Here is a 26,483-nt window from a genome sequence, read left to right on the forward strand (position 1 = left end):
AGGCCGCGGGCAAGCGGGCCTGCGCGCAGCACTCAGGTCGGCATTTCCGCGGTGAGCGCCCGCAATTGTGCATGCGACGAGGCGGCGAGCTGCGCGCGCAACTGAGTCAGAAAGGAAGGCGAGCCGTTGACGATTGCACGGCGCAACCATGCTGCGGCCTCATCGATTTCGCCGGCGTGGGCGAGGATCGCGGCGAGGCTGGCCTGACCACGAAAATCGCCCGCCTGCGCCGAGCGCCGATACCATGCGAGTGCGGCCCGTGGATCGGCTGCGACCTCCCAACCTTCCTCGTGGAAGCGGCCGACGAGATTCATTGATTTGGCGTGACCCAGTTCCGCTGCCTGCCGGTACAGCGCATAGGCGCGTGCACGGTCGGGCGCCACGCCGCGGCCGGTGGCGAGCAGGTTGGCGAGGTTGTACATGCCCCAGTCGAGCCCCTGATCGGCGGCCTTGCGATACCAGGCGGCCGCAAGCGACGCATCGACGGGCGTGCCACTTCCCAATTCGTGGCAACGTCCGATCATGTTCATCGCCAGCGCATGCCCGCCGCTGGCGGCGAGCGAATACCAGTACAGGCCTTCGCCTTCGTCGCGCTCGCCCGCGCGACCTTCGCAGTACATCTGCCCGCACAGGAATTGCGCATCGGTGTCGCCGCGTCGCGCCGCAGCCAGCAGATGCTCGCGCGCCGCGCGCGGGTCGCTGCTCAGCATGCGCTCCAGTTCAGCGCGTTCGATGGCCTGCTCAGGCATCGCTCCATTCGCGCAGCAGGTTGTGGTAGACGCCAGTGAGCTGCACCAGCTCGCGGGCGTCGGGAAGTTGCATGGTGAGTTTCTGGATCGCGACGTCGAGATCGAACAGCAGGCGCCGGTGCGCCTGCGATCGCACCAGGCTCTGGATCCACATGAACGATGCGACGCGGGCACCGCGCGTCACCGGCCGCACCTCGTGCAGGCTGGAACCGGGATAGAGCACGAGATCGCCCGCCGGCAACTTGACTTCGTGCGTGCCGTAGGTGTCCTCGATCACGAGTTCGCCGCCGTCATATTCATCCGGCGCGGCGAGAAACAGCGTGGCCGACAGATCGGTGCGGATCGGCATGGCCGGTTCGACACGGCGGTCATAGCGCACCGCATTGTCGACATGCCAGCCGAAGGCCTGGCCGCCGGCGTAGCGGTTGAACAGCGGCGGATAGATCCGTCTTGGCAAGGCGCCCGCAAAGAACGTGGTATTGCGTGAGAGCGCATCGACGATGATGGCGCCCAGTTCCTGTGCAATCGGATCGCTTTCCAGCAGTTGACCATTGTGCTTGGCGCGCGCCGATTGATAGCCCGCGGTCACGCGACCATCGGCCCAGTCCGCGGCGGCCAGGCGCGTGCGGCACTGGCCGAGCTGATCGGCGTCGAGCACCTTTTCGATATGCAGCAACACGATGCTTGCTCCTGGCCGACGCGCGCGTTCGAAATCAGAACTTCAGGCTTGCCGAGAGGATTGCCGTGCGGCCCGGGGCCATCGCCGCGAAATGTACCGGATAGGCCTTGGTGTAGTAGGTCTCGTCGGTGAGATTCTGCAGGTTCAGGCGCAGATCCAGGTTCTCATTGATGTGCCAGCTCGCCATGGCGTCGAAGCGCCAGTACGAGGGCACGCCGTATTGGGTGATCTGCCGGTCGGCGGCGTTGACGCGATAGCTGCCCGCGACTTCGCCGACATGGAAGGCACCCCCGGCGAGGCTGATCGCCGGTGTCAGCTGCCAGTTGGTCCATAGACTCAGGCTGTGCCTGGGCGTATTGGCCAGCGGCGTGCCATTGAGCGGGTTGGGCCCGCCGTTGACGAAGCCGCCATCGAGCAGCTTGCCGTGCATGTAGGCATAGCCGGCGAACACGCTCCAGCGCTCGGTCAGCTGGCCGTTGGCCGATAGTTCCACGCCTTGCACGCGGGTCTTGCCGATGTTGGAAAAGCCGCCCTCGGCATTCTGCTGGCGCGCATTGGTCTTCTCGGTCTGGAAGATGTCGGCGCTCACCGCGAGTCGTTCGCCGAGCAGGTTCCATTTCACGCCCAGTTCGAGATTGCGAGTGTGTTCGGCATCCAGATCGATCTTGCCGAGCGGGTTGGTGTCGCTGCCTTCGCCGAGGAAGCTGCCCGGCGGGGTCGCCGAGGTCGCCCAGGAAAAATAGACGCTCGCCGGTTCAACAGGTTTCCACACCACACCCGCTTGCCAGCTCCATTGGCCACTGGTCGAACGGTGATCCTCGGTGATGCGTGTGCCCTGATAGCCGCGCGGGCAGACGTAGCCGGGAAGGTCCGGGCACCAGGTGACTGGTGCGGTGGTCGAGAAGCGGTCGTAGCGTGCGCCCAGATTGAGCAGCCACTGCTCGGCCAGCTGCACGGTATCGAGCGCGTACACGGCCTGAGTGGCCGAGCGGGTGCGGATCGGCGCATTGGCTCGCGTGATCGCAGCCGGTACGAAGCTGCCATTGGTCCAGGTGCCCGGCTGCCACGGATCGTGAGGATTGGCATTGCCGAGCAGGGTGCAGTTCCACATCGAAGCCGCGCCGGGCCCGAGCTGGCCGCAGGCGGTGGCGGCATTGAAATAGGGCACGACAAAGCTGTCACGATGGGATTTTTCGTTCGCCAGTTCCAGACCCGTGCTGAAGCGGTTGTCGAAACCACCGAGCTGGAAGGTGCCGGACAGATCGGTCTGGTTGATCGCGCTCACGGTATTGCCCGCACGCGTGTTGACGCGGCGCCAGACCTCGCCGTGCACGACATTGCCCTGACTGTCGTCGGGCTGGGTGAGGATGTAGTCCTGCTGTGAGCGACCGTAGCGTGTGGTGTTGCGCAAGCTCAGGCCGCCGTCGAATTCGTGGCTGAGGATCAGGGTGCCGATGTTGGTGTCGCTACGGCGGAAATCACGGTCGAGCAAGCCATAGAAGGCATCGCGATTGCCGCCATCGTCGGGGCGCACCACGCGCACGCCGGCCGGCAGATTGCTCATGCCGAAGTGATACGGCACACCCGAGTCGGGCACTTCATCGGTGTCGAGATGGTAGAAGCTCAAGGTGGCCTGGGTCGGGCCGCCGAGGCCGAAGCTGAAGGAAGGCGCAAGGCCGAAGCGGCGACCATGCACCGCATCGCGCCCGGCAACGCCTGCATCATGGCCAAGCAGGTTCACGCGCAGTGCGGCATTGCTGCCGATCTGCAGATTGCTGTCGATGGTGGCGCGCCGGTAACTGCCATTGCCGATGCCGACATCGATGCGGGTGAAGTCGTCGGCCTGCGGCAGTTTGCTGATCAGGTTGATGCTGCCGCCGCCGTTGGAGCGGCCGTTGAACACCGAGTCGGGCCCCTTGACGACTTCGACCTGCTCGATTGCGAAGGTCTCGCGTGACTGCGCGCCGACATCGCGCACGCCATCGACGAAGATCGAGCTCTGCGCATCGAAGCCACGCAGGAATGGCCGATCGCCCTGCGGGTTGCCGCCTTCGCCGGCGCCGAAGGTGATGCCGGGAACCACGCGCAGGGCGTCGATGAGGTCGGTCGCGCCCATGTCGGTGATGAGCTTTTCGGGAACCACGCTCACGGCGCGCGGGGTATCGAGCAAGGGCGCGGTGAACTTCGGTGAGGCCGGTTCGCGCACGAACTTGCCTTCGACCGTGACGCGTTCGAGCTGCTGGGTGTCGCGCGCATCCGGATCGGGCGCAGCAGCGTCGTTCGGCGCTGCGGCAGCCGGGTTCGCGGCGGCCGGGCCGGCGATCAGGACGGCGCCGATCGCAGTGGCGAACAGGCGGGTGGGCGGAAGGGCGCGGGTCGTGATGAACGAAGTCGATGACATGAATGGATCCGTGGAAAGGACAGGACGGGCACGCCCAATCGCCCGGCGCAGCGCGGTTTGAACGCGCAACCGGTCGGCCAGCACCCAAGCGAAACTCGATTGAATTGTATAGCAATGCGAATCACTCGCACTACCGTTTGCGAGTCGAGCCCAAACTCGGCATGGCCGCGTTTCGAGCGTGTCCGCAGATCGTCCGCAGGGTGCGCGGACGCTGTCCACGACAAGCGGACAGTCATAAAGACGTTTATTATCAATTAGATGGCGTTGGCACGGTGCTTGCTGGATTTGGATCATCGAAATCGATCCACCCGGAGTTCCAACACCATGATCCGCGATACCTCTGCCCAGGATCGGACCATTACCGCACCGAAGAATCGCCGCAAGCCGGTCCTGCTGGGGGCCGCTGCGCTAGCGCTGATTGCGGTCCTCGCCCTGTTGGCGCCGACGGTGCTGCGACTGTTTTCCGCCGATTCGACGGCCAGTACGGCGCGCCTGCGCATTGCCGAGGTCAGGCGTGGTGACTTGGTGCGTGATGTTTCGGTGCAGGGCACCGTGGTCGCCGCCAACAGCCCGACCCTCTATGCGCGCAACGGCGGCACGGTGAATCTTGAAGTGCAGGCTGGCGACAAGGTGGAAAAGGGCGAGGTGCTGGCGGTGATTGATTCGCCCGAACTGAGCAATCGCCTGCAGCAGGAACAGGCCACACTCGATGGCCTGGAGCTGGAAGTCGAACGCGCGACCATAGCCAACCGCAAGGCCGAGGCCGCCTCGCAGACCGCCTACGAACAAGCGGTGATCGACCGCGAAACCGCCGAGCGTGAGGTCGAGCGCAATCGCCGCGCCTTCGAAATGGGCGCGCAGGCGGAAATGCCGGTGTTGCGCGCCAAGGATGCACTGGCCAAGGCCCGGCTCGGAGAGGCCAATGCGCGCCGCAACGTCGGTCTGGATCGTGAAACGCTCGCGTTTGAACTCAAGACCAAGCGCTTTGCGCACGATCGCCAGAAGTTGCTGGTCGATGATCTCACGCGCCAGGTGGACGAGCTCAAGATGCGCTCGCCGGTCGATGGTCAGGTCGGTCAATTGCTGGTGCAGCAGCGCGCCAATGTCGTTGCGGGTGCGGGCGTGCTCAGCGTGGTCGATCTGAGTGCCTACGAAATCGAAGTGCGCGTGCCCGAAACCTTCGCGCGCGAACTGGGGCCCGGCATGAGTGCGCAAATCCAGGATGCCAATGGCAAATACGCCGGCAAGGTCAGCGCGATCTCGCCCGAGGTGGTCGATGGCCAGGTCGTGGGCCGCATCCGCTTCAGCGGCGACCGGCCCGAGGGGCTGCGCCAGAACCAGCGACTGACCACCCGCATCCTCATGGATGAGCATCCGGGCGTGCTGATGGTCGAGCGCGGTCCGTTCGTGGACACCGGCGCCGGTCGCGTTGCCTATGTCGTGCGCGGACAGGTCGCCGAGCGCACACCAATCCAGATCGGTGCCACCAGCCTCGATGCCGTCGAGATCGTCAGTGGTGTCAAGGAAGGCGACCGCATCGTGATTTCCGGCACCGACGAGTTCAAGGGCGCGCAGCGCGTCGCGCTCAACTGATTGCCTGCGCCGCTTGCCCACACCCACGCATCCCACCCGACGCACCCAGACGAGGCCCGCTCCATGTTGAAGATGACCCACCTGCAAAAGGTCTACCGCACCCACCTGATCGAAACCTATGCCCTGCGTGATTTCTCGATCAACGTGGCCGAAGGCGAGTTCGTGGCAGTGACCGGACCATCGGGTTCAGGCAAGACCACCTTCCTCAACATCGCCGGTTTGCTCGAGGAATTCACCGGCGGCAGCTATCTGCTCGATGGCGTCGATGTCCATGGCCTCGATGACAATGGCCGCTCGCGTCTGCGCAATGAAAAGATCGGCTTCATCTTCCAGGGCTTCAACCTGATTCCGGATCTCAACCTGTTCGACAACGTCGATGTTCCGCTGCGCTATCGCGGCTACGGTGCGGCCGAACGCAAGCGCCGCATCGAGGAAGCGCTGGGTCGGGTCGGTCTGTCCTCGCGCATGAAGCATTACCCGTCCGAGCTGTCGGGCGGTCAGCAGCAGCGCGTCGCGATCGCGCGCGCACTCGCAGGCTCGCCTCGGCTGCTGCTCGCCGACGAACCCACCGGCAACCTCGACTCGCTGATGGCGCGTGGCGTGATGGAACTGCTCGAAGAGATCAATGGCCAGGGCACCACCATCGTGATGGTCACTCACGATCCGGAGCTGGCGGCGCGGGCACATCGCAACGTGCACGTGATCGATGGCCAGGTCACGGATTTCGATGCCGAGTCGTCGCCACGCCACGTCGATGCCGGCGCCCCTGTCGCCGCGATCTCCTGAGGAACGGACCATGTTCGCCTACTACCTGCAGCTGGGCCTGCGCAGCCTCCGGCGCAATCCCGTTCTCACTGCGCTGATGGTGGCCGGTATTGCACTGGGCATCGCCGCCAGCATGACCACGCTCACCGTGATGCACCTCATGGGCAGCGACCCGATCCCGTGGAAGAGCGACCGGCTGCATTATGTGCAACTGGACAACTGGGGTCCCGACCAGCCTTACAGCGAAGATGGCCGCCCCCCGGACCAGGTCACCTACCGCGATGCCACCGCGCTGATGGCGGCAGGCAAGGCCGACAAGCAGACGGCGATGTTCAAGGTCGTGCTGCCGGTGCAGCCGGAAAATACGCAGCTCAAGCCGTTCCGCGCCTTGGGCCGCGCGACCTACGCCGACTTCTTTTCAATGTTCGAGCCGCCGTTCAAGTACGGCGCCGCGTGGAATCGCGATCAGGACGCCGGCCATGCGCGCGTCATCGTGCTGGGCAAGGAGCTGAACGAGAAGCTGTTTGGCGGACAGGACAGCTCTGGCAGGACCGTGCGCATGGATGGTATCGACTACCGCATCGTCGGGGTGCTCGATGACTGGAACTTGCGCATCAAGTATTACGACCTCACCGTGGGCGCCTTCAGCAGTGCCGACGAGTTCTACATGCCGTTCACCAGCGGCGTCGACCTCAAGCGACGCTCCAGCGGCAACAACAGTTGCTGGAAATCGCCCGGCGACGGCTGGGATGCATACCTGCAATCGGATTGCGTATGGATCCAGATGTGGGCCGAGCTCGATACGCCGGCGCGACTGGCCGACTACCGGTCGTTCCTCGACAGCTACGTCAACGAGCAGAAGAAGCTCGGCCGCTTTGCCAGGCCGCTCAACAATCGCCTGCTCGACGTCAATCAGTGGATGCGCGATCAGAAGGTCGTCTCACGCGATGTCCAGGTGCAGACGGGGTTGGCTTTTGCGTTCCTGCTGGTGTGCCTGATCAATACCGTCGGTTTGCTGTTGGCCAAGTTCACGCGCAAGTCCGGTGAAATCGGCCTGCGTCGCGCACTCGGTGCGAGTCGGCGCGAGGTGTTCACGCAATTCTTCATCGAATCGGGTGTGATCGGCTTGAGCGGCGGCGTGCTCGGCCTGATGCTGACCGCGCTCGGCCTCATGACGGTGCGAGCGCTGTACACCAGCTACAAGACCGTGGCGCATCTGGATTGGGCAATGGTCGCGGCAACCGTTGTGCTTGCGGTCGTGTCGGCGCTGCTGGCGGGTTTGTATCCGACCTGGCGCGCGTGTCGGGTGCAACCGGCCGCCCAGCTCAAGCTGTGAGCCTTGCGCGGTGTGGTGCGCAGCGCCGCGGCTGGCAATGGCGCAGCACGCTGCGAGTCTGCCGTCAAGCGATGATTTTTCGCCATCAACCCTGCCGGCATCGTCTCTCGCCGGGAGCAGAAAGAACAGGAGAATCCCGTGGAAATACGCCCCATCCTTTCCGCACTGCTGCGCAGCAAGGTATCGATGATCCTGATCGGCTTGCAGGTCGCCTTGACGCTGGCGATCGTGTGCAACGCGTTGTTCATCATCGGCCAGCGCTTCGAGCGCATGCAGCGGCCAAGCGGGATGAACGAAACAGACACGTTCGCAGTGTCGAGCGTCGGCTTCGGCGAAGGGTTTGACGTGCGCGCCGTGCAGGCGGCCGACCTCGCCCTGCTGCGCCGGCTGCCCGGCGTCGTCGCAGCCACCTCGATCAATTCAACTCCGCTCAGTGGCAGCGGCTGGTCCAGTGGCGTGCAGTTGACGGCGGAGCAGAAGACCCAGAGCGCCAACGCCGCGTTCTACATGGTCGACGATCACGGATTGGACGCGCTGGGCGCCAAATTGATCGCCGGGCGCAATTTCCTGCCTACCGAGGTCGGCATTCGCACGCTCGACGAGACGGTCGCGCCGGCCAGCATCATCATCAGCCAGGCGCTGGCCAAGAGCTTGTTTCCGGGCGAGAGCGCGGTGGGCAAGCAGATCTACATCGACGACCCGCAGACCACGCCCAAGGCCACCATCGTCGGCGTCGTCGAGCGCCTGCAGACGCCGTGGGTCAATGACGGCTATGCGGATATCGAAAACTCGCTGATCCAGCCGCAGATGCTGGTCATTGGCACGGCCTCCCAATACCTGATCCGCGCCGAGCCCGGACGACGCGACGAAGTGATGAAGGCGGTCGAGACGCAGTTGGCGGCAGCCAACCCGAGTCGCATCGTCGGCAAGTTGCGCGACATGGAGGCGCAGCGGCGTGATGCCTATGCGAACGATCGCGCAATGGCGATCATCCTCGGTGCCGTGATCATCGCCCTGCTTGCGATCACCGCGCTGGGTATCGTCGGCATGGCCAGCTTCTGGGTCGCCCAACGCACGCGTCAGATCGGAACGCGGCGCGCGCTCGGCGCCACGCGCGGTGACATCCTGCGCTATTTCCAGACCGAGAACTTCATCATCACCACGTTGGGACTCATCCTTGGCAGCATTCTCGCCTATGCGCTCAGCCTGTGGATGATGCAGGCCTATCAGTCGCCGCGCCTGCCCTGGCATTACGTGCCGATCGGGTTCCTGTGCCTGTGGGCACTGGGCCAGATTGCGGTACTCGGCCCGGCCTTGCGCGCCTCACGCGTGCCGCCTGCGGTGGCGACACGGACCTTGTGAGTGAGGACGGGCGTGAGCGATTCAGGTCGTTCAATGCGGACACCACGCCGCGCCGGGCGCGACGGCTTGCGGCGCGCCCGGACCGCATGCCACGCTCGCCATCGTTGCCTGCAACCCTTCGCCGCCTTGCCGCATCCAAGTCTGGATGCGGCGAAACCGACACAGCGATGAACCCATGCGCACCGTTCTGGTGATCGACGACAATCCTGCCGTAGGCACCGCGCTCGAACTGCTGTTCGGCTTGCGTGAAATCGTCACCTTGCATGCGGATTCGCCTGCACGTGGCCTGGCGATGCTTGCCGACGAAGCGGTCGACGTGGTTGTCCAGGACATGAACTTCGCTGCCGACACCACCTCGGGCGACGAGGGCATTGCCCTGTTTCGCGCAATCCGCGCTGGGCATCCGGACTTGCCGATCGTGCTGCTCACTGCATGGACGCATCTTGAAACCGCGGTGGAATTGGTCAAGTCGGGCGCCGCCGACTATCTGTCCAAACCGTGGGACGACAACAAGCTGATTGCGACGGTGGAAAACCTGCTCGAACTGGCGCAGGCCACGCGCGAGGTCGCGCGCTTGCGCGGGGAGCGTCGTCGTCGCAGCAAGGTACTGGCCGAAAAATACGACCTGCGTGGCATGGTGTACGCGGCGGCCGCGACCGAACGCGTGATTGAGCTGGCATGCCAAGTCGCGCGCGCCGACGTGCCGGTGCTGATCACCGGGCCCAACGGCGCCGGCAAGGAACGCATTGCCGAGATCGTGCAGGCCAATTCGTCGGTGAAGTCGGGGCCGTTCATCACCGTCAATTGCGGCGCCTTGCCTTCCGAGCTGATCGAGGCCGAACTCTACGGCGCCGATCCCGGCGCCTACACCGGAGCCTCAAACCGTGCACGGGAAGGCCGCTTCGAACTCGCCGATGGCGGCACGCTGTTCCTCGACGAGATTGGCAACCTGCCACCCGCCGGCCAGGCCAAGCTGCTGCGCGTGCTCGAAAGCGGGCAATTCGAGCGCCTCGGGTCGAGTCGCACGCGCTCGGTGCGCGTGCGGGTGGTCAGCGCCACCAATGCCGATTTGCCGGCGATGATCCGCGAGGGCCGCTTTCGCGAAGACCTGTACTATCGGCTCAACGTGATCGAGCTGCGCCTGCCACCGCTGGCTGAGCGCAGCGATGACATCCTGCCGTTGGCCGAGCATTTTCTCGAAGGGCACGCCCGTTTCGACGACGGCGCACGCGCCGCCTTGCTCGCGCATGCCTGGCCGGGGAATGTGCGCGAGCTCAAGAATGCGATCCAGCGTGCCCGCTTGCTCTGCGCCGATGGCGTGATCAGCGCGTCCGATCTCGGTCTCGGGCCGGCACGTCCGGCAAGCGCGCGAACCCATGGCGATGTCGAACCAGACCGCGCGATGATCGAAGAAGCCCTGGGCAATGCCCGCGGGGTGATCAGTCAGGCAGCCAGCGCCTTGGGCCTGTCACGTCAGGCGCTGTATCGGCGCATGGAGAAGATGGGCCTCAAGATCGAAGGGTGATGCAAAGGCAAATGATCGAGGTGCGCGAACGGGGGCGTCGACCCCGGGGCGCGGCGATCGGTCATTGCCAGCAGCATCGCGGCCTGCGATCTTGGCAGGCCTCGCAGCTTGACCGTATGCAGATGCGCTTGTACTCGCTCGAAGGAAAACTCGCCGCGGCATTGGCCTTGGCGATCCTCGCCGCGGCCATGTTGGCAGCATGGCTGGCGATGGTCACCGGATCGCCTTGGCTCGGTGCGGGCGTGACGATCCTGTTGCTGATCCTGCCGGTCATGCTCGCCGCGCGATTCCTGGCGCGACCGGTCGCGGCCTTGATTCGCGCCTTGTCGGGCAGCGTGAGTGCGTTCCGCGACGGCGATTTCAGTTTCGCCATCGCCGTCCGCCGCCGCGATGAAGTCGGTGATCTGGTCGCCGCCCACAATGAATTGGGACAGGTCCTGCGTGAGCAGCGGCAACACCTGTTTCAGCGTGAATTGCTGCTCGACACAGTCGTGCAGAACACGCCGACCGCCTTGGTACTGATCGACCCGCGCGGCAAGATCGTCCATGCCAATCTTGCCGCGCGCCATCTGCTCAATGGCGGGCGACCGTTGTTGGGTCTGGCCTTCGATGCCCTGGTGGCCGCGGCACCGCCGACGCTAGCGCAAGCGCTGGCGCGTGGGGACGAAGGGCTTTTCAGCGTCGAGCACGAAGGTGATGAGGAAACCTTCCATCTGTCCACGCGACGCTTCGTGCTGCAAGGACGCGCGCATCGCCTGTTGCAGGTCAAGCGATTGACGCGCGAGCTGGCGCGTCAGGAAGTGGCGACCTGGAAGAAGGTCATTCGCGTGATCAGCCACGAACTCAACAACTCGCTCGGCCCGATCCGCTCGCTTGCGCACAGTGGTCGCCAGCTTGCGCAGCGCGGCGATCTGACACGCTTGACGACCGTGTTCGACACCGTCGAGGAACGCACGCGCCATCTGGAAAGCTTCATCCAGGGCTATGCGCGCTTCGCGCGCCTGCCTGCACCGCGGCCCGAGTGGGTCCAGTGGCCGGCATTTCTGGCGGCGCTCGAGCGGCATTACCCGTTCGAGTTGCGCGATCCGCTGCCGTCGGCTGCGGCGTGGTTCGATCGTGGCCAACTCGAACAGGCCCTGATCAATCTGCTGAAGAACGCGCACGAGTCCGAAGGCGCGCCCGGACAGGTGGAGCTGGCGGTTGCTCAGCTCGGCCACGGCGTGCGCATCGAAGTTGCCGACCGCGGCAGCGGGATGAGTGAAACCGTGCTTGCCCACGCCCTGCTGCCGTTTTATTCGACCAAGCGTGCCGGGACCGGGCTTGGCCTTGCCCTGGTGCGTGAAATCATCGAGGCCCACGGCGGCCGTGTGCATCTGGCCAACCGCAGCGGCGGCGGGCTGCGCGTGACGCTGATGCTGCCGGGTCCGTCGCCATCCGCCTGAGTCCGCGCGCCGCTGCGCGGGCCGCGCCTTTGCCGCGCCGATGCCGTTTATACTGCGGGCACATACTGGGGTTCGGGAGAGCGTCGTGGGTGGATATGTAGCCGTTGTCGTCTTCATCTTTGCCATCGTGCTGGTCACCAAGCTGGTACGCATCGTGCCGCAGGGTTTCGAGTGGACAGTGGAGCGTTGGGGCAAGTACACGCATACGCTTTCGCCGGGATTCCATCTGCTGATTCCGGTCATGCAGAACGTCGGCCGCAAGATGAACATGATGGAACAGGTGCTCGAAGTGCCTTCCCAGGATGTCATCACCAAGGACAACGCGGTGGTGCGCGTGGATGGCGTGGTGTTCTATCAGGTGCTCGACGCGGCGCGCGCGGCCTATGAGGTCTCCAATCTCGAGAACGCGGTCATCAATCTGGTGATGACCAATATCCGCACCGTGCTCGGCGGGCTGGATCTCGACGAATCGCTGTCCAAACGTGACCAGATCAATGCCGCCCTGCTCAAGGTCGTCGACGAGGCGACCCACCCGTGGGGTCTGAAGGTCACGCGCATCGAGCTCAAGGACATCCAGCCGCCGCGCGATCTGGTCGATTCGATGGCGCGGCAGATGAAGGCCGAACGCGAAAAGCGCGCCAACATTCTCGAGGCCGAGGGCTTGCGCCAGGCGGCGATCCTCAAGGCCGACGGCGAAAAGCAATCGGCGATCCTCGCCGCCGAGGGCCAGAAGGAGGCCGCATTCCGCGAGGCCGAGGCGCGCGAGCGCTTGGCCCAGGCCGAAGCCAAGGCCACCGAGGTCGTCTCCACGGCGATTGCCGGCGGCGACGTCAACGCGCTCAACTACTTCGTCGCCAACAAGTATGTCGAGGCACTCAAGGCGATGGCGGGCTCGCCCAACCAGAAAATGCTGCTGCTGCCGATCGAGGCGAGCGGCATCATCGGTTCGATGGCCGGCATCGCCGAACTGGCCAAGAATGCGCTCGACAAGCAGGTCGATTCGCGTCAGGCGCAGCCACGCACGCCGCCGCGCTGATCGGAGGCGTGAAATGACCTTGGTTGATCGGGACGGGCCATGAACGAGTTTCTCGACCATTACGGCTGGTGGGTGCTGGCCTTGGTGCTGGTTGGCGCGGAAATGATCGCGCCTGGCTATTTCCTGCTTTGGATCGGTATCGCCGCCGGTTTCATGGGCTTGGTCACCCTGGTGTTTCCCGACCTTTCCGCATTGCCGCAGGCGGTGATCTTCGGCGGGTTGGCAATCGGCACCTGCTACGGCTACTGGAAATACCTGCGGCCGCTGGCCGAGCGGCGCAATGACCAGCCCCTGCTCAACCGGCGCGGCCAACGCATGATCGGCCGACACGTGCTGGTGTGCGAGGCAATCGTCAACGGTCGCGGCAAGGTTGCGGTCGGCGATGGCGAGTGGCTCGCCGAAGGCCCCGATCTGCCGGTGGGCAGCGAAGTCGAAGTGGTCGCCGTCAACGGCACCACGTTCACCGTGCGCGCGGTCCCCTGAGCACGGCGCGGTCGGGCCGAACCCGGCACTTTTCCGTGTCTGCGCGCACGCAGCGGACAAGACAAGGTCGCGCCGCGCCGCGATAATGGGCGACTCCCCATCCACCAGGCCGCCTCAGCCATGACCCAGAAGACCGTCCTCAACGACACCCACCGTGCGCTCGGCGCGAAGATGGTCGATTTCGGTGGCTGGGACATGCCGATCCACTACGGTTCGCAGATCGAGGAACATCATGCTGTGCGTCGCGACGCCGGCATGTTCGACGTTTCGCACATGACCGTGGTCGATCTGCATGGTGCGCGCTGCCGCGAATTCCTGCGCCACCTGCTTGCCAACAACATCGACAAGCTCAAGGTCACCGGCAAGGCGCTGTATTCGTGCATGCTCAACGAGCAGGGCGGCGTGATCGACGATCTGATCGTCTACTTTCTCGGCGAAGAGTTTTTCCGCGTCGTCGTCAATGCCGCCACGCGCGACAAGGACCTGGCGTGGATCAGCCGCCAGGCGGCGAGTTTCTCGGTGCAGGTCGAGGAGCGCCCCGAGTTCGCGATGATTGCGGTGCAAGGTCCGCACGCGCGCGACAAGGTGCTGGGTCTGCTGTCGCCGGCAACGCGCGAAAAGGCCGCCAAAATCGGCAAATTCGTCGCCGCCGAAGGCGATGGCTTGTTCATCGCACGCACCGGCTACACCGGCGAGGACGGCTTCGAGATCATCGTGCCCGAAGCACAGGCCATCGACTTGTGGAATCGCCTGCGCGATGCCGGTGTTGCGCCTGCGGGTCTTGGCGCGCGCGACACCCTGCGTCTGGAAGCGGGCATGAACCTTTACGGCCAAGACATGGACGAGACAGTCACGCCGTGGGAAGCCAACCTCGGTTGGACGGTATCGCTCGATGCCGGGCGTGATTTCATCGGCCGCGCCGCACTCGAAGCGCAAAAGGCGCAGGGCGTGCCGCGCGAGATGATCGGTCTGGTGATGGATGACAAGGGCGTGCTGCGCCACGGCCAGCGCGTGGCGACGCCGCAGGGCGATGGCGAGATCCTTTCGGGCAGCTTCTCGCCGACGCTTGCCTGCGCGATTGCCTTTGCGCGCGTGCCCAGTGGCGCGCGCGACGCCCTGCAGGTCGACATCCGCGGTCGCTTGGTGCCGGTGCGCGCGGTCAAGTATCCATTCGTGCGCGACGGCCGCAGCCAGCTCGGGGCCTGAGCGGCTCCTGCTTGGCGTTTCGCCAAGGCGATGTAGAATCGCTGCCGTTCGTGTGCAACGGTTTCATCCAACCCACCATCAGGACCGTGTCATGCAAGAAATCCCAGGCGATCTCAAATTCATGAAGTCCCACGAGTGGGCGCGCGTGGAGGATCAGGGCACGGTCACGATCGGCATTTCCGATCATGCGCAGGGTCTGCTCGGCGATCTGGTCTACGTTGAACTGCCGGGAGTCGGCGACACGGTCAAGGCCGGTACCGCCTGCGCGGTGGTCGAGTCGGTGAAGGCGGCTTCCGATGTCTACGCACCGGTGTCGGGCGAGGTCGTGGCGGTCAATGAGGCACTCGCCGACAAGCCGGAGACGATCAACGAAGACGCCTACGGTGATGGCTGGTTGTTCGTGGTCAAGCCCGACAACCTCGCCGAGGAACTCGACGAATTGCTCGATCCCGATGCCTATGCCGAGCAGCTCGAGGAAGACGAATCCTGAGTCTGCTGATCCGAAGCAAGGAAAAAAAGGGCGCTTTTGGCGCCCTTTTTCGTCTCCGCGGCCTCGTCGGGGCAGTGCAGCGGCTGAAGCGGGAGGCTACTGTTCGGCCTCGGGCGAGCGGAAGCTCTTGCTGTAGTAGCCGGATGGATCGAAGCAACACACGCGCTGCTTGCCGCTGGCAAGCATCTTGCGGGCAGTGTCCACGCGTGACTTTCGTGTCGCCGCCTGCTTCGCGGATTCGACCCAGTGAACCCAGTCGATGCGCGCAATGGTTGTCGTGGACTCCCACGCGCGCGTGGCTTGGGGGCACGCCGCAATCGCATTGCGCAGATCAACCGGAACGCTTGGTTCGAACTCGGATTTCGCGCGAGACACTTGCAGCTTGACCACGTCCCCGAACTCGATGCCCGCAGCCTTCCGCAACGGCTCGTCCACGCGGAGCCAGTGGCTCAGCTGGCCATCCGGCTCAAGCGTGGCCTGGAACGGATGGCCATTGATGGTGCCGACCACCGAGGTTCTGCCACGCCTGGGCAAGAGCGCGCTTGCTTGCCTTGGCAAGACGAGGAACGCCCACGAGTCGTCCATGCCTGGCTGCGCCGGACGCAAGACCTTTGCTTCGAAGCTGATCGAGTCCGACTTTGCCACCATGAGCCTCCCGAGACAGTGTGCGCACGAGCTGCGGTGAGCCGTCAGGTCGAACGGCTTGTGCCGCATCAATCTCGATCCGGCGCGCCAAGCGGAAACAGGCAACGGCCGGGCTGCGCTTCGTCAACGACGCGCGCAAGCGAAGGATGCCGGAGCACCTGCGCACGATAGACCTTGAGCGCGCCGGAAGGAATCGGCTGCGCCCAATCGGAATGGAACGGTGTCGGCGCCGCGGCGCAGTCGGTGATGCTGAAGCGGTCGCGGTGGGCGCGAAGGAGTCTGCGCCCGCCACTGCGAAACAGGACGGATTACTCGGCGCCGAGCGTGGCGCTGGCATGCTCGCGCGTGGCCGAGAATCCCACGCCGGGCGAGCGCTCCTGGGTGAGTTGCAGGTTGACGCGGGTCGGCGCGAGATAGACCAGTTCGCCTGCGGCATCGATCGCGAGGTGGCTGGCGTTCTTCTCGCGGAATTCCTCGAGCTTTTTCGCATCCTCGCAATGCACCCAGCGCGCGGTCGTGACGGCGACGTTCTCGAACACCGCTTCCACGCCGTATTCGTCCTTGAGTCGGTAGGCAACCACGTCGAACTGCAGCACGCCGACCGCGCCGAGGATGAGATCGTTGGACATCAGCGGGCGGAAGAACTGCGTCGCACCTTCTTCCGACAACTGCGCCAGCCCCTTCTGCAGCGCCTTCATCTTGAGCGGATCCTTGAGGCGCGCGCGGCGGAACAGCTCGGGCGCGAAGTTGGGAATGCCGGTGAACGACAGCGCCTCGCCGTCGGTGAAGGTGTCGCCGATCGAGATCGTGCCGTGGTTGTGCAGGCCGATCACATCGCCCGGCCAGGCGGTGTCGACGATCTCGCGATCGGAGGCCATGAAGGTGAGTGCATTGGCGATGCGCATGTCCTTGCCGCTGCGCACATGCAGCATCTTCATGCCGGCGTCGTAGCGGCCGCTGCACACGCGCAGGAAGGCGACGCGATCGCGGTGCGCTGGATCCATGTTGGCCTGGATCTTGAACACGAAACCGCTGAATCTTTCCTCGGTCGGCTCGACCTGCCGCGTGGTGGTCGCGCGACTGCGCGGCGCGGGGGCGTGTTCGACGAAGAAATCCAGCAGCAACTGCACGCCGAAATTGTTGACTGCCGAACCGAAGAACACCGGCGTGAGCCTGCCGGCGAGGTATTCGTCGGCATCGAAGGCGTGCGAAGCGCCGCGCACGAGATCCAGTTCTTCGCGCAGTTCGACCAGCGCCTCCGCGCCGATGCGCGCAGCCAGCTGCGGATCGTCGAGCCCCTTGAAGATCGTCGAATCCTGACGGGTGAAATTGCGCCCCGGCTCGAACAGGTGCACCTCGTCGAGCAACAGGTGATATACGCCCTTGAGCCGCGAGCCCATGCCGATCGGCCAGGTGATCGGTGCACAGGGAATCTTCAGCACCGACTCGACTTCATCGAGCAGTTCGATCGGCGCGCGCCCCTCGCGGTCGAGCTTGTTGATGAAGCTCATGATCGGCGTGTCGCGCAGGCGGCACACGTCCATCAGCTTGATCGTGCGCTCCTCCACGCCCTTGGCGCAGTCGATCACCATCAGCGCCGAGTCGACCGCGGTGAGCACGCGATAGGTGTCCTCGCCGAAATCGGCATGGCCGGGTGTGTCGAGCAGATTGACGATCTTGCCCTCGTAGGGGAACTGCATCACCGAGCTGGTGACCGAGATGCCGCGCTCCTTCTCCAGCGCCATCCAGTCGGAGGTGGCGTGGCGTGCGGCCTTGCGGCCCTTGACGCTGCCGGCCATCTGGATCGCGCCGCCGAACAGCAACAGCTTTTCGGTCAGCGTGGTCTTGCCCGCGTCGGGATGCGAGATGATCGCGAAGGTACGGCGGCGCGCGGTCTGGCTGGCGTGTTCGGACATGGGGCAGGGCAAGGGGACAAACCGTGCATTGTAGCCTCTGCCGCGCCATGGCGACCGCGCAGTTTGATCAACGCGGTGCGGAGGGGCGATCCAGCAGTTTGAGCAGTCGATACCAGTAGTCGAGCGCGGCTGGTACTTCGGCGGTGGGCAGGCGCTCGTTGAGTCCGTGCGCAAAGGTGTCGTTGGGTTTGGCGAAGTTCGGGCTCACACCGAAGCTGGGCACGCCGGCGACGCGGAAGTACATGCTGTCCGTCGCGCCCGCAGACATTCCCGGCACCACGTCCAGCCCGGGAAAGCGAGCGCGGATGGCCGTGGTGACTGCCGCGAGCACGTCGGCGCGCAAGGGCGAGCTGGGGCTTTCCACCGGCGGTGGCGGGCGCACCGTGATGGTCACGCTGGAATCGCCAATGACCTGCTCCAGCGTGTGCTTGACCGCCGCCACCCCGGTGCCGGGGAAGATGCGGCAATTGATGTTTGCCTGAGCGTGCTGCGGCAACGCGTTGAGTGCATGGCCACCCTCGAGCGTCGTCGCAATGCAAGTGGTGCGGATCTGGCCGACGTAGGCTGGATCCGCCGTGATGGTCGCGGCCGCCTGGGCGTTGTCAGGCGTGGCGGCAAAGTCGCGCATCGCCTGCGCCAGAGGTCCTTGCCCGCGGGAGCCGAGCGCCTTGAGCGAGGCGAGTGTGATGTCGCTGTGCTGCACCGGGAACTGGTAGGCGGCAATCGCTTCGAGCGCGCGCGCTAGGTGGTAGATCGCATTACGAGCCGGGTCGGGTTCGCTGGAATGGCCGCCGGCCGAGGTCACCGTGAGCGTGAAGTCGGCGTAGCTTTTTTCGGCTGCCTGGATCTCGTAGCCGATCGGCTTGCCATCCGCATCGAGCGTGCCACCACCTGCGTCGGCATTGAGCAGGAAGCGTGCCTGATGAAAGCGGCGCGCCAGTTCGCGTGTCGAAGCCATCTGCGTTTCCTCGTCGCCGGAAAACAGCAGGATCAAGTCCTGTCGCGGAACGAAGCCTTCGCGCTTGAGTCGCATGAAGGTCGCCACCAAGGTCACCAGATTGGTTTTCATGTCGGCGACGCCGCGCCCGTAGAGGTAGCCGTCTTCCTCGATCAGGGTGAACGGATCGCGCTGCCAATCGGCTGGATTTGCAGCGACCACGTCCATGTGCCCGGATATCAGGATGGGTTCGCCTTTGCCCTTGCCGCGGTAACGCACCACCAGTGCGGCGGTTTCGCCGACCGGGATGATTTCGATGTCGGCCTTGGCGAAGCCGGCCGATTCGAGCTGGTCGGCAAGACGGCGCGCAAGCGCGGGTACCTGGCCCTTGCCTTCAACCGTTTGAGTGGAAATCGCCTCGCGCAGCAGCTGCATCGTTGCCGGCAGGGTCGGCCCGCTGGTCCGCGCATGCAGCGGAGTAAGGCCGGCCAAGGTACAGGACATCAAGGCGACGAGCGCGGCGCATGAACGTGGTGACATGGCAGACCTTCGCAGGCAATGGCGGCGCGACAGTATACGCGCCGTGCCGGCGCGCCGGCGGCGACGGGGCGTTTCCATGGGTTTGCTGCCGAAGGTGGCGCAAATCACCACTCGACATATGGGTGGATGGACGGCTATATGGCCGTTGACAGGAACGGCCGGGATCACTACAGTGCGCGCACTGCTCATCAAGACCGGCTGAGGGACAGGCCCTTTGACGCCGGGGCAACCAGCGCAACGCATTCGCGCCACGGTGCCAACTCCCGCGGGGACGTGACCAGCGTCCAGCCGAGAGATGAGTCGCAAGACGCGCCGTGCCGGCGCGCGCTGCGATGCACTCGAAGGCTTCCTCGGGGCGATGGGCCCAACCGGAGCCTAGCGATGTCACTGCACGCCAGCCAGATCGACCAAGCCGCCGCACCCGCCGACAGCGCGCGCTTCGAGGCCTTCTCTGCGCCTGCCGCGCAGGAACGCCGGCAGGGCGAGGCGCGCGTGTGCATGACGCCGCGATACGGCGAGGGCGAGCGTGAAGTGCGCGTGCACTGGCGCCTCGAAGGCGCCGCGGGTGCTCCGGTCATCATCGTTCAGGGCGGCATTTCGGCCGATCGCAATGCCTTGCCCAGCGCAACCCATCAAGGCTGGTGGCGCGGCTTCGCCGGTGCCGGTTGTGCAATCGACACCGCGCGTTGGCGCGTGCTCGGCATCGACTGGCTCAGTCGGCGTGATCTCGGAGCTGCACGTGCGATCGACACCGCCGATCAGGCCAGCGCGATCGCGGGTGTGCTCGGTGCCCTCGGTATTGCGCAGGTGCATGCCTTCATCGGGGCTTCCTATGGCGCGATGGTCGGGCTGGCCTTTGCGGCCCGGTTCCCGGCGCGGCTGGCGCGCCTGTGCGCGATTGCTGGTGCGCACCGTGCACATCCGCTGAGCGTTGCCCTGCGCAACATCCAGCGCGACATCGTGCGTCTGGGCGCACGCAGCGGCGATGGGCTGGGCGGCCTTGCCCTGGCAAGGCGCCTGGCCATGACGACCTACCGCAGCGATCGCGAGTTCGCCGAGCGCTGCAGTGATGCGCCGGTATATGCCGATGGCCGCTTCCAGTTTGCCGAGGAGCCGTGGTTGCGTGCGGCGGGCGAGCGCTTTGCGGCACGCTTCGACGCCCAGCGTTACCTTGCCCTGTCCGAATCGATCGATCTGCATGCGGTCGAGCCCGAACGCATCGGCGTGCCGGTGACCCTGGTAGGCATATCGTCCGACCGCGTGGTGCCACTGGCCGATGTCTGCGAATTGCAGCGCCGCTGTGGCAGCAGCGCGACCCTGCATGTGATCGATTCGCTGTACGGACACGATGGCTTCCTCAAGGAAGACGCGCAGATCGGCGCGATCGTCAGCGAAATTCTTGAATCCCGTGGAGGTGTGCAGTGAGCCCTGGTGCCCAGACCCGTGCCGTGCGTGCCGGCATTGAGAGCGACACGCAACATGGCGCGGTGGTGCCGCCGCTGCACTTGAGCACGAACTACACGTTCGATGGCTTTGGCCGCAAGCGCACCTACGACTACTCGCGCAGCGGCAATCCCACGCGCGACCAGCTCGCCGGCGCACTCGCCGATCTCGAAGGCGGCGCCGGCGCGGTGGTGACCGCGAGCGGCATGGCTGCGGTGGCGCTGGCACTCGAACTGGTGCCGTCAGGTGGCCGCGTGGTCGCCGCGCACGATTGCTACGGCGGCACCTGGCGTTTGCTTGATGCATGGGCGAAGAAGGGACGCTTCCAGGTCGAGTTCGTCGACCTCACCGATCCGGTGAAGCTCGCCGCGGCACTGGCGCAAAAGCCCGCGCTGGTATGGGTGGAAACACCGTCCAATCCACTGCTGCGCATCACCGACATTCGCCATGTCGCCCAGGCCGCGCATGCGGCGGGCGCGTTGTGCGTGGTCGACAACACCTTCCTCTCGCCAGCCTTGCAGCAGCCGATCGCGCTCGGCGCCGACGTGGTCGTGCATTCGACCACCAAGTACATCAATGGCCACAGCGATGTCGTCGGCGGCGCCGTGATCGCGCGCGACGCCGCGCTCGCCGAGCAGCTCAAGTGGTGGGGCAATTGCCTGGGTTTGACCGGCGCGCCGTTCGACAGCTTTCTCACCCTGCGCGGCTTGCGCACGCTTGGCCCGCGCCTGCGCGCGCATTGCGAAAACGCCGCACGCATCGCCGCGCTGCTCGATGCGCATACTGCCGTGACGCGCGTGTATTGGCCGGGGCTCGCCGATCATCCGGGGCATCTACTCGCCGCGCGCCAGCAGACAGGCTTCGGTGCCATGCTCAGTTTCGAGCTGGCCGGCGGCGTGGAAGCGATCGCCGCCTTCGTCGATGGCCTGCAGTTCTTCTCGCTGGCCGAGTCGCTGGGCGGCGTGGAAAGCCTGATCGCGCATCCGGCGAGCATGACCCATGCCTCGATGGCGCCCGAAGCGCGGCGCAATGCGGGCATCAGCGACGACCTGCTGCGCCTGTCGGTGGGCATCGAGGACGGCGAGGACCTGTGCCACGACCTGACCGCAGCCCTGCAGCGCGCGCAGCGCGCCGACAAGCTCAAACCGGTGTGTGCATGAGCGCCGTTCCACGTTCGCTTGCGCCGGCGGTGGCAGACACCGCACTGGTCCTGCTCGGCACGGGTGTCGTTGGCGGCGCCTTGCTCAAGCTGCTTGCCACGCCGTCCGCGGAGCGGCTGTATTTGGTCGGCGCCGCCAATTCAACACGGCAGATCGCCAATCCGCGCGGCATCGTGCCGGCCCAGGTGGTGGCGCAGCTTGGTCAGGCCGAAACCGGTCGCGACGACGCCAGCCTGCTCGCTGCGCTCAACGCCAGCGGCGCGCCGCGCCGCGTGATCATCGATGCCACCGCCTCGTCCGACGAGGCTGCGCGTCACGCGACCTGGCTTGCCGCGGGCTATCACGTCGTCAGCGCGAACAAGGCCGCCACGGGCGAGGCGCTGGCCGGCTGGACTGCGCTCAGGCGCGCCAGCGAACGCGGCGGTGTCGCCTATGGCGATGCAGCGACGGTTGGCGCGGGTCTGCCGGTGCTCTCCACGTTGCGCCGCCTGCGCGATTGTGGCGATCGCCTGCTCGCGCTCGATGGCGTGTTCTCGGGGTCGCTGTCGTGGCTGTTCAACCAGTTCGATGGCAGTCGGCCGTTCTCCGACCTGCTGCGCGAGGCGCGCGCGTTCGGCTACACCGAGCCCGATCCGCGCATCGACCTCGGCGGCGCCGATGTCGCGCGCAAGTTGCTCATCCTTGCGCGCACCGCCGGCCATGCGCTGGATGTGCGCGATGTCGATGTGGAAAGCCTGGTGCCGAAGCAGCTGCGCACGCTGCCGCTGGATGAATTCCTGTCGCGCCTGGACGAGTTCGACGGTGTGCTGGCCCGGCGCCAGCACGAAGCTGCGGCGCAGGGCAAAGTGCTGCGCTTCCTCGCGCGGCTCGACGAGCATGGCCATGCCCGCGTCGGCCTCACCGAAGTCGCCACGACGCATCCGGCCGCGCGTCTGGCGGGTGCCGACAATCTCTTTGCGCTCACCACCCAGCGTTATCGGGCGCAGCCCTTGGTGATCCAGGGCGCGGGCGCCGGCCCCGAGGTCACCGCGCAGGCCCTGCTGGGCGATGTGCTCGCGCTGCGCGTGGCGCCGTGAGTGCGCTCAGCGTTCGGCCTTGCGGATCTCGATGTCGCCACTGAAGGTCTCGATCTTGATCTCGCCGCCGGCACTTCCCAGTTGCAGCTCGAGATGGCTGCCGGGACCGTGATCGGGCTTGCTGGCGGCACCAAAATCGCTGCGGATGTCGCCACTGAAGGTTGATGCGTCCAGCTTTGCCGAGACACCTTCGGGCAAACGCAGATTGATATCCCCGCTCATCGATTCAACATCGATCTCGGCATTGCTGGCGGGCACGCCGCGAAGCTTGATGTCGCCCGAGACACTGTCAGCCGACAGCCGCTGATAGCCGCCATTGTCAGCGTCGATGTCGCCAGACACTGTTTCGAAGTGGATCTCGCCGCCGAGACCGCGGCTGAGGATGCTGCCCGAAACGGTCTCCACGTGCGTCTTGCTGGCCTTGCCGTTGATTTCGACGCTGCCGCTGATGCTGTCGACTTCTAGTTCGCCGGCACCACTGTCCAGCCGCAGCTTGCCGCTTACCGAATTCACCGAGAGGCTACGGCCATTGACCTCGCTCAGATCGACATTGGCGCTCACCGTTTCGAGTTTGAGTTGAGCGTTGCGCGGCACCTTGAGTTCGAGGGTGGTGTCGCCCATCGCGGTGTCGGCGCCCCAGCTGAACCAGCTTGTGCTGCCGGGGGCTTCGACCTTGATCTGCAGATGCGCGGCGTCGCCTTCGATGCTCAGGCCCTTGGCGCGTGCGCCGAGCGTGCCGCTGATCGCGACTTCGTCCTTGTCCCAGCCGTGGACGCTGATCGAGCCCTTGATGTTGGAGACATCGATGCGTGCATCGGAATTGACCGGGCGCGTCTGATTGATCTGGGTCTGCGCGCTGGCAAGTCCGGCCACGAAAAGAAACGGCAGGATGAGCGGGAATGCGATGGCTTTCATGGGCTTGGGCTCCGTGGTGGGTCAGCCGGTCTGGTGGCCGAATTGTTCGAGTCGATCACGTCGCGTCTGCGTGCGCTTGAGCAGATCGCGCAACAATGGATGATCCGGATCGATGCGCAGTGCCTGCTCGATCTGTGCCTGTGCGGCGTCGAGCACGATCGCGCCGGCGAGCAGGCGCGGATCCTGATTCGGCGCCTGACTGCGGGCAAGCGGGAAGGTGCTTGGCAGGTCGACCGACGGCGTCACGTCCGCCGCCAGCCAGCGATGCGCAAGGGCAGCGGCGGCCAGTGCCAGCGGCAGGCAGGCAGCCAGCGCCAGCGCGGGTCTGTGCCAGGCACGTCGGCGTGGCCGCTTGCTGTCCGGAGCGCTGATGCGCTGGGCGATCGCCGGCCACGGATCGTGTTGCGGCTGGCGTTCGATGCGCATTGCTTGCAGCTGCCGTTGAAGCTCGAGCTCGTTCATGGCTTGCCTCTCGTCGCGGCAGGCGCGGCGTGATTGTCGAGCATGGCGCGCAGCAAGCTGCGCGCCCGGTGCAGTTGCGCTTTGGACGAACCCACGGCCATGCCCAGTTCGCGGCCGATTTCCTCGTGCTTCCAGCCTTCGACATCATGCAGCACGAGCACCGCGCGCGCGCGCGGTGGCAGGTTCGCCACCGCCTGTTCGAGATCGGCGCGCTCACCGGCGCAAAATGGCTGATGACTGCCGCCGCAGGCTTCGAGCAGGGCTTCGTCGCAAACTTGCTCCGGCGGTTCGCGGCGCAGGTCCATCAAGGCGATGTTGACCGCGAGCCGATGCAGCCAGGTGGCGAACGCGCTCTCGAAGCGGAAGCCGGGCAGGCTCTGCCAGGCACGCACGAAGGCCTCCTGGGTGAGGTCCTCGGCGCGCGCGCCGTTCATGCCGCAGATGCGCCACACCACGCCGTGCACGCGCGCGACGTGACGACGATACAGGCTTTCGAAAGCGCGCAGGTCGCCGGCCGCCGCGAGGCGCGCCAACCGCGCATCGTCATCGCCGGCTTGGTGGTCCACCGCGGCTTGGCTCATCGGCATCGGCAAGGTCAGGCAGGCGTTCATCTTGCCAGCTTGGATGCGGATGCGAGGCCGCGGGTTTAAACGGCCCGCAATCAGCCGGCGGCAGATGGTTCGGCAAAGTCACTCGCCGGCAGGTGCTCGCGCAGCAGTGCGGCCGCGCCGGCCAGCGGCCCGGCGTAACGCCGCCAGGCGCCGATCGAGCGGGCATGCAGCGGCTGGCGCACCTGCGAGGTGCTGGCTGTTGCCGACGGCGCGGCGTTGCGTGCAAGTTCGGCGCACGCCGGCTCGAACGGCAGGCCGCAGAACCCGAGCGCGTCGCGCATGACCCGCTCAGGTTCGCCTACCAGGTCCTCATAGCGCACTTCGTGGATCGCGCCGGGCATGACCTCGTGCCAATGGGCGAGCAAGTCGCGGAAGCGCACGATGTGCGCCGCTGTTTCCAGCGGATCGTAGCTGTAGGGATAGAAATCGCCTGCGAACAGTTCCTTGAGATTGGACAGGCAGCTGTCGAGCGGATCCCGCACGAGGCAGATCATCTTCGCCTGCGGCAATGCCTTGTGGATCAGCCCGGCATGGAGGAAGTTGCGCGGGAACTTGTCGATCAGATGGGTCGATCCCGCGGCGCGCCAGTCGGTGCGCTGCAGATAGCCGCGGCCGAGGGCGCCGAAGTCGATCGTCCTGCAGGCTTCGAGCAAGCGTGGGTCGAGCAGCTCGGGCGTGCCGAAATCGGCCTCCCAGCACAACTGCAGATGGAAGTCGTTGAGCTCCCCCGCGCTTGCCACGCCAGTGTGGTTGCCGAGCAGGCGCTCGAACACGGTGGTGCCGCTGCGCGGCAAGCCAAACACGAACACCGGCGTGCAGGCACTGGCTTCGGCCGGAGCGCTGGCGTTGACGAACTGCGCATCGCACAGCGCCTTGACCGCCGCGAAACCGGCTTCCTCGCGAGCGCCGTCCCAATCTAGCCTGGCGCGCTTGGCGCGCATGCCTTCGGCGAGTGCGTTCCAGGCGTTTTCAACATCGCCGGCGGCATCGAGCTGGATGAACAGTGCGTACTGCAACATCGCATACTGCAGACTGTCGGTTTGCGCGCGGGTGAGCGCGGCGCGGATGCGCGCAAGCTGGCCGGCGGCGTCGGCGTGGGGGTCGTGGCCGGCGAGCATGAGCATCGCCGCGGCATAGTCGGGCGCAAGCGCAAGGCAGCGCTCGAATTCGGCGGTGGCCTCGGCGCCGCGCCCGAGGTGGCGCAGGGTGGTTGCCCGCGTGTAACTGAGCATCGGCGTCGGTGCGTGGCGCGCAAGCGCCAGATCGAGCAACTGCAGCGCATCGCCGTGGCGGTCGGCCAAGCCCAGGCATTGAGCAAGCAGGGCAGCTTCGTCCGGGTGCGTCGAAACGCGCGACCAACCCGCGCGTTCGATGATGTGCGTGGCAAATCGCGTTTCACCAAGCGCCTGCAGGTGGTGGGCAAGTTCGTTGAGGCCCTCGAAACGGCCGCTTTCGCGCATGCCCAAGGCAGCCGAGCGGGCATGCTCGACCGCGGTGCGGAATTCGCCATTGGCGTTTGCCGCCGAGGACAGCGCAAACCAGGCCATCGGGTGGGAACGGTCTATTTCGACGACCGCGGCAAATGCGGCGAGCGCATTGGCGTAGTCGGCGTTGCGCATGCATTCGTTCGCGCGCTGCCAATGGCGGGCGACTTCGGCTTGGGGATTGGTCACGGTTCGAACCTGATGCGAAAAAGGAAACCGCGGCCGCG

General features: G+C 65.6%; 23 protein-coding genes and 1 riboswitch. Of the genes, 13 read left to right on the forward strand and 10 right to left on the reverse strand.

What is annotated here, in order from left to right; translation table 11 throughout:
- Positions 1–32 precede the first annotated feature (32 nt).
- Genes KF759_RS08530 through KF759_RS08540 form a run of 3 tightly spaced genes read right to left on the reverse strand, consistent with a single transcriptional unit; the run spans position 33 to position 3,829 of the window.
- The gene (locus KF759_RS08530; RefSeq protein WP_291224520.1) at positions 33–749 is read right to left on the reverse strand and encodes a tetratricopeptide repeat protein; all 717 of its coding nucleotides are present in this window, start codon (positions 747–749) and stop codon (positions 33–35) included.
- The gene (locus KF759_RS08535) at positions 742–1,428 is read right to left on the reverse strand and encodes a Fe2+-dependent dioxygenase (RefSeq protein WP_291224522.1); all 687 of its coding nucleotides are present in this window, start codon (positions 1,426–1,428) and stop codon (positions 742–744) included. The genes KF759_RS08530 and KF759_RS08535 overlap by 8 nt, the downstream gene beginning before the upstream one ends.
- Positions 1,429–1,462: 34 nt before the next feature.
- Positions 1,463–3,829, reverse strand: a complete 2,367-nt coding sequence (locus tag KF759_RS08540) for a TonB-dependent receptor (RefSeq protein WP_291224524.1) — start codon at positions 3,827–3,829, stop codon at positions 1,463–1,465.
- Between the two features lie 324 nt (positions 3,830–4,153).
- Here KF759_RS08540 and KF759_RS08545 point away from each other — a divergent pair, with 324 nt between their 5' ends.
- From KF759_RS08545 to gcvH, 10 genes are all read left to right on the forward strand, one after another.
- Positions 4,154–5,422 (forward strand): HlyD family efflux transporter periplasmic adaptor subunit, encoded by a 1,269-nt coding sequence (locus KF759_RS08545; protein ID WP_291224526.1) that lies wholly within the window; start codon positions 4,154–4,156, stop codon positions 5,420–5,422.
- Between the two features lie 63 nt (positions 5,423–5,485).
- A complete protein-coding gene (locus KF759_RS08550) occupies positions 5,486–6,208 on the forward strand; it encodes an ABC transporter ATP-binding protein (RefSeq protein ID WP_291224527.1) in 723 nt (240 codons plus the stop codon).
- Positions 6,209–6,218: 10 nt separating this feature from the next.
- Positions 6,219–7,523 (forward strand): ABC transporter permease, encoded by a 1,305-nt coding sequence (locus KF759_RS08555; protein ID WP_291224528.1) that lies wholly within the window; start codon positions 6,219–6,221, stop codon positions 7,521–7,523.
- Between the two features lie 138 nt (positions 7,524–7,661).
- Positions 7,662–8,885, forward strand: a complete 1,224-nt coding sequence (locus KF759_RS08560) for an FtsX-like permease family protein (RefSeq protein ID WP_291224529.1) — start codon at positions 7,662–7,664, stop codon at positions 8,883–8,885.
- Between the two features lie 175 nt (positions 8,886–9,060).
- Positions 9,061–10,410: a sigma-54 dependent transcriptional regulator gene (locus tag KF759_RS08565; protein ID WP_291224531.1), complete on the forward strand. Its 1,350-nt coding sequence runs from the start codon at positions 9,061–9,063 to the stop codon at positions 10,408–10,410.
- A 116-nt stretch (positions 10,411–10,526) separates the two neighbouring features.
- A complete protein-coding gene (locus KF759_RS08570; protein ID WP_291224533.1) occupies positions 10,527–11,852 on the forward strand; it encodes an ATP-binding protein in 1,326 nt (441 codons plus the stop codon).
- Between the two features lie 85 nt (positions 11,853–11,937).
- On the forward strand, positions 11,938–12,888 hold the full coding sequence (locus KF759_RS08575) for an SPFH domain-containing protein (protein WP_291224535.1): 951 nt from the start codon (positions 11,938–11,940) through the stop codon (positions 12,886–12,888).
- Positions 12,889–12,927: 39 nt separating this feature from the next.
- Positions 12,928–13,371: an NfeD family protein gene (locus KF759_RS08580; protein WP_291224537.1), complete on the forward strand. Its 444-nt coding sequence runs from the start codon at positions 12,928–12,930 to the stop codon at positions 13,369–13,371.
- A 120-nt stretch (positions 13,372–13,491) separates the two neighbouring features.
- Positions 13,492–14,577 (forward strand): glycine cleavage system aminomethyltransferase GcvT, encoded by a 1,086-nt coding sequence (gene gcvT / locus KF759_RS08585; RefSeq protein ID WP_291224539.1) that lies wholly within the window; start codon positions 13,492–13,494, stop codon positions 14,575–14,577.
- 91 nt (positions 14,578–14,668) lie between these two features.
- A complete protein-coding gene (gene gcvH / locus KF759_RS08590) occupies positions 14,669–15,067 on the forward strand; it encodes a glycine cleavage system protein GcvH (RefSeq protein ID WP_291224541.1) in 399 nt (132 codons plus the stop codon).
- Positions 15,068–15,163: 96 nt separating this feature from the next.
- Here the strand turns inward: gcvH and KF759_RS08595 are convergent, their stop codons facing one another.
- From KF759_RS08595 to KF759_RS08605, 3 genes are all read right to left on the reverse strand, one after another.
- On the reverse strand, positions 15,164–15,781 hold the full coding sequence (locus tag KF759_RS08595; protein ID WP_345777429.1) for a YdeI/OmpD-associated family protein: 618 nt from the start codon (positions 15,779–15,781) through the stop codon (positions 15,164–15,166).
- Between the two features lie 239 nt (positions 15,782–16,020).
- Positions 16,021–17,628 carry a peptide chain release factor 3 gene (locus KF759_RS08600; protein ID WP_291224543.1) on the reverse strand — a complete coding sequence of 536 codons (1,608 nt, stop codon included), beginning with the start codon at positions 17,626–17,628 and terminating at the stop codon, positions 16,021–16,023.
- A 67-nt stretch (positions 17,629–17,695) separates the two neighbouring features.
- Positions 17,696–19,105, reverse strand: coding sequence for a M20/M25/M40 family metallo-hydrolase (locus KF759_RS08605; RefSeq protein WP_291224545.1), 1,410 nt, complete (start codon positions 19,103–19,105; stop codon positions 17,696–17,698).
- Positions 19,106–19,287: 182 nt separating this feature from the next.
- Positions 19,288–19,407: riboswitch (SAM riboswitch) on the forward strand.
- 79 nt (positions 19,408–19,486) lie between these two features.
- On the opposite strand from KF759_RS08605, the gene KF759_RS08610 reads away from it, so the two are divergent.
- From KF759_RS08610 to KF759_RS08620, 3 genes are read left to right on the forward strand one after another with little or no spacing between them, the layout of a single operon-like run.
- Positions 19,487–20,530, forward strand: coding sequence for a homoserine O-succinyltransferase (locus tag KF759_RS08610; RefSeq protein ID WP_291224547.1), 1,044 nt, complete (start codon positions 19,487–19,489; stop codon positions 20,528–20,530).
- Entirely contained in the window at positions 20,527–21,708 is a 1,182-nt protein-coding gene (gene metB / locus KF759_RS08615) for a cystathionine gamma-synthase (RefSeq protein WP_291224548.1), read from the forward strand. The genes KF759_RS08610 and metB overlap by 4 nt, the downstream gene beginning before the upstream one ends.
- Entirely contained in the window at positions 21,705–22,784 is a 1,080-nt protein-coding gene (locus KF759_RS08620; protein WP_291224550.1) for a homoserine dehydrogenase, read from the forward strand. The genes metB and KF759_RS08620 overlap by 4 nt, the downstream gene beginning before the upstream one ends.
- Before the next feature lie 6 nt (positions 22,785–22,790).
- Here the strand turns inward: KF759_RS08620 and KF759_RS08625 are convergent, their stop codons facing one another.
- From KF759_RS08625 to KF759_RS08640, 4 genes are all read right to left on the reverse strand, one after another.
- Positions 22,791–23,699: a DUF4097 family beta strand repeat-containing protein gene (locus tag KF759_RS08625; RefSeq protein WP_291224552.1), complete on the reverse strand. Its 909-nt coding sequence runs from the start codon at positions 23,697–23,699 to the stop codon at positions 22,791–22,793.
- Positions 23,700–23,720: 21 nt separating this feature from the next.
- Positions 23,721–24,161 carry a hypothetical protein gene (locus KF759_RS08630; RefSeq protein WP_291224554.1) on the reverse strand — a complete coding sequence of 147 codons (441 nt, stop codon included), beginning with the start codon at positions 24,159–24,161 and terminating at the stop codon, positions 23,721–23,723.
- Positions 24,158–24,742: a sigma-70 family RNA polymerase sigma factor gene (locus KF759_RS08635; protein WP_291224618.1), complete on the reverse strand. Its 585-nt coding sequence runs from the start codon at positions 24,740–24,742 to the stop codon at positions 24,158–24,160. The genes KF759_RS08630 and KF759_RS08635 overlap by 4 nt, the downstream gene beginning before the upstream one ends.
- 80 nt (positions 24,743–24,822) lie before the next feature.
- On the reverse strand, positions 24,823–26,445 hold the full coding sequence (locus tag KF759_RS08640) for a sulfotransferase (protein WP_291224556.1): 1,623 nt from the start codon (positions 26,443–26,445) through the stop codon (positions 24,823–24,825).
- Positions 26,446–26,483: the final 38 nt, after the last annotated feature.

It is taken from the genome of Dokdonella sp. (assembly GCF_019634815.1).
Lineage (GTDB): Bacteria > Pseudomonadota > Gammaproteobacteria > Xanthomonadales > Rhodanobacteraceae > Dokdonella_A.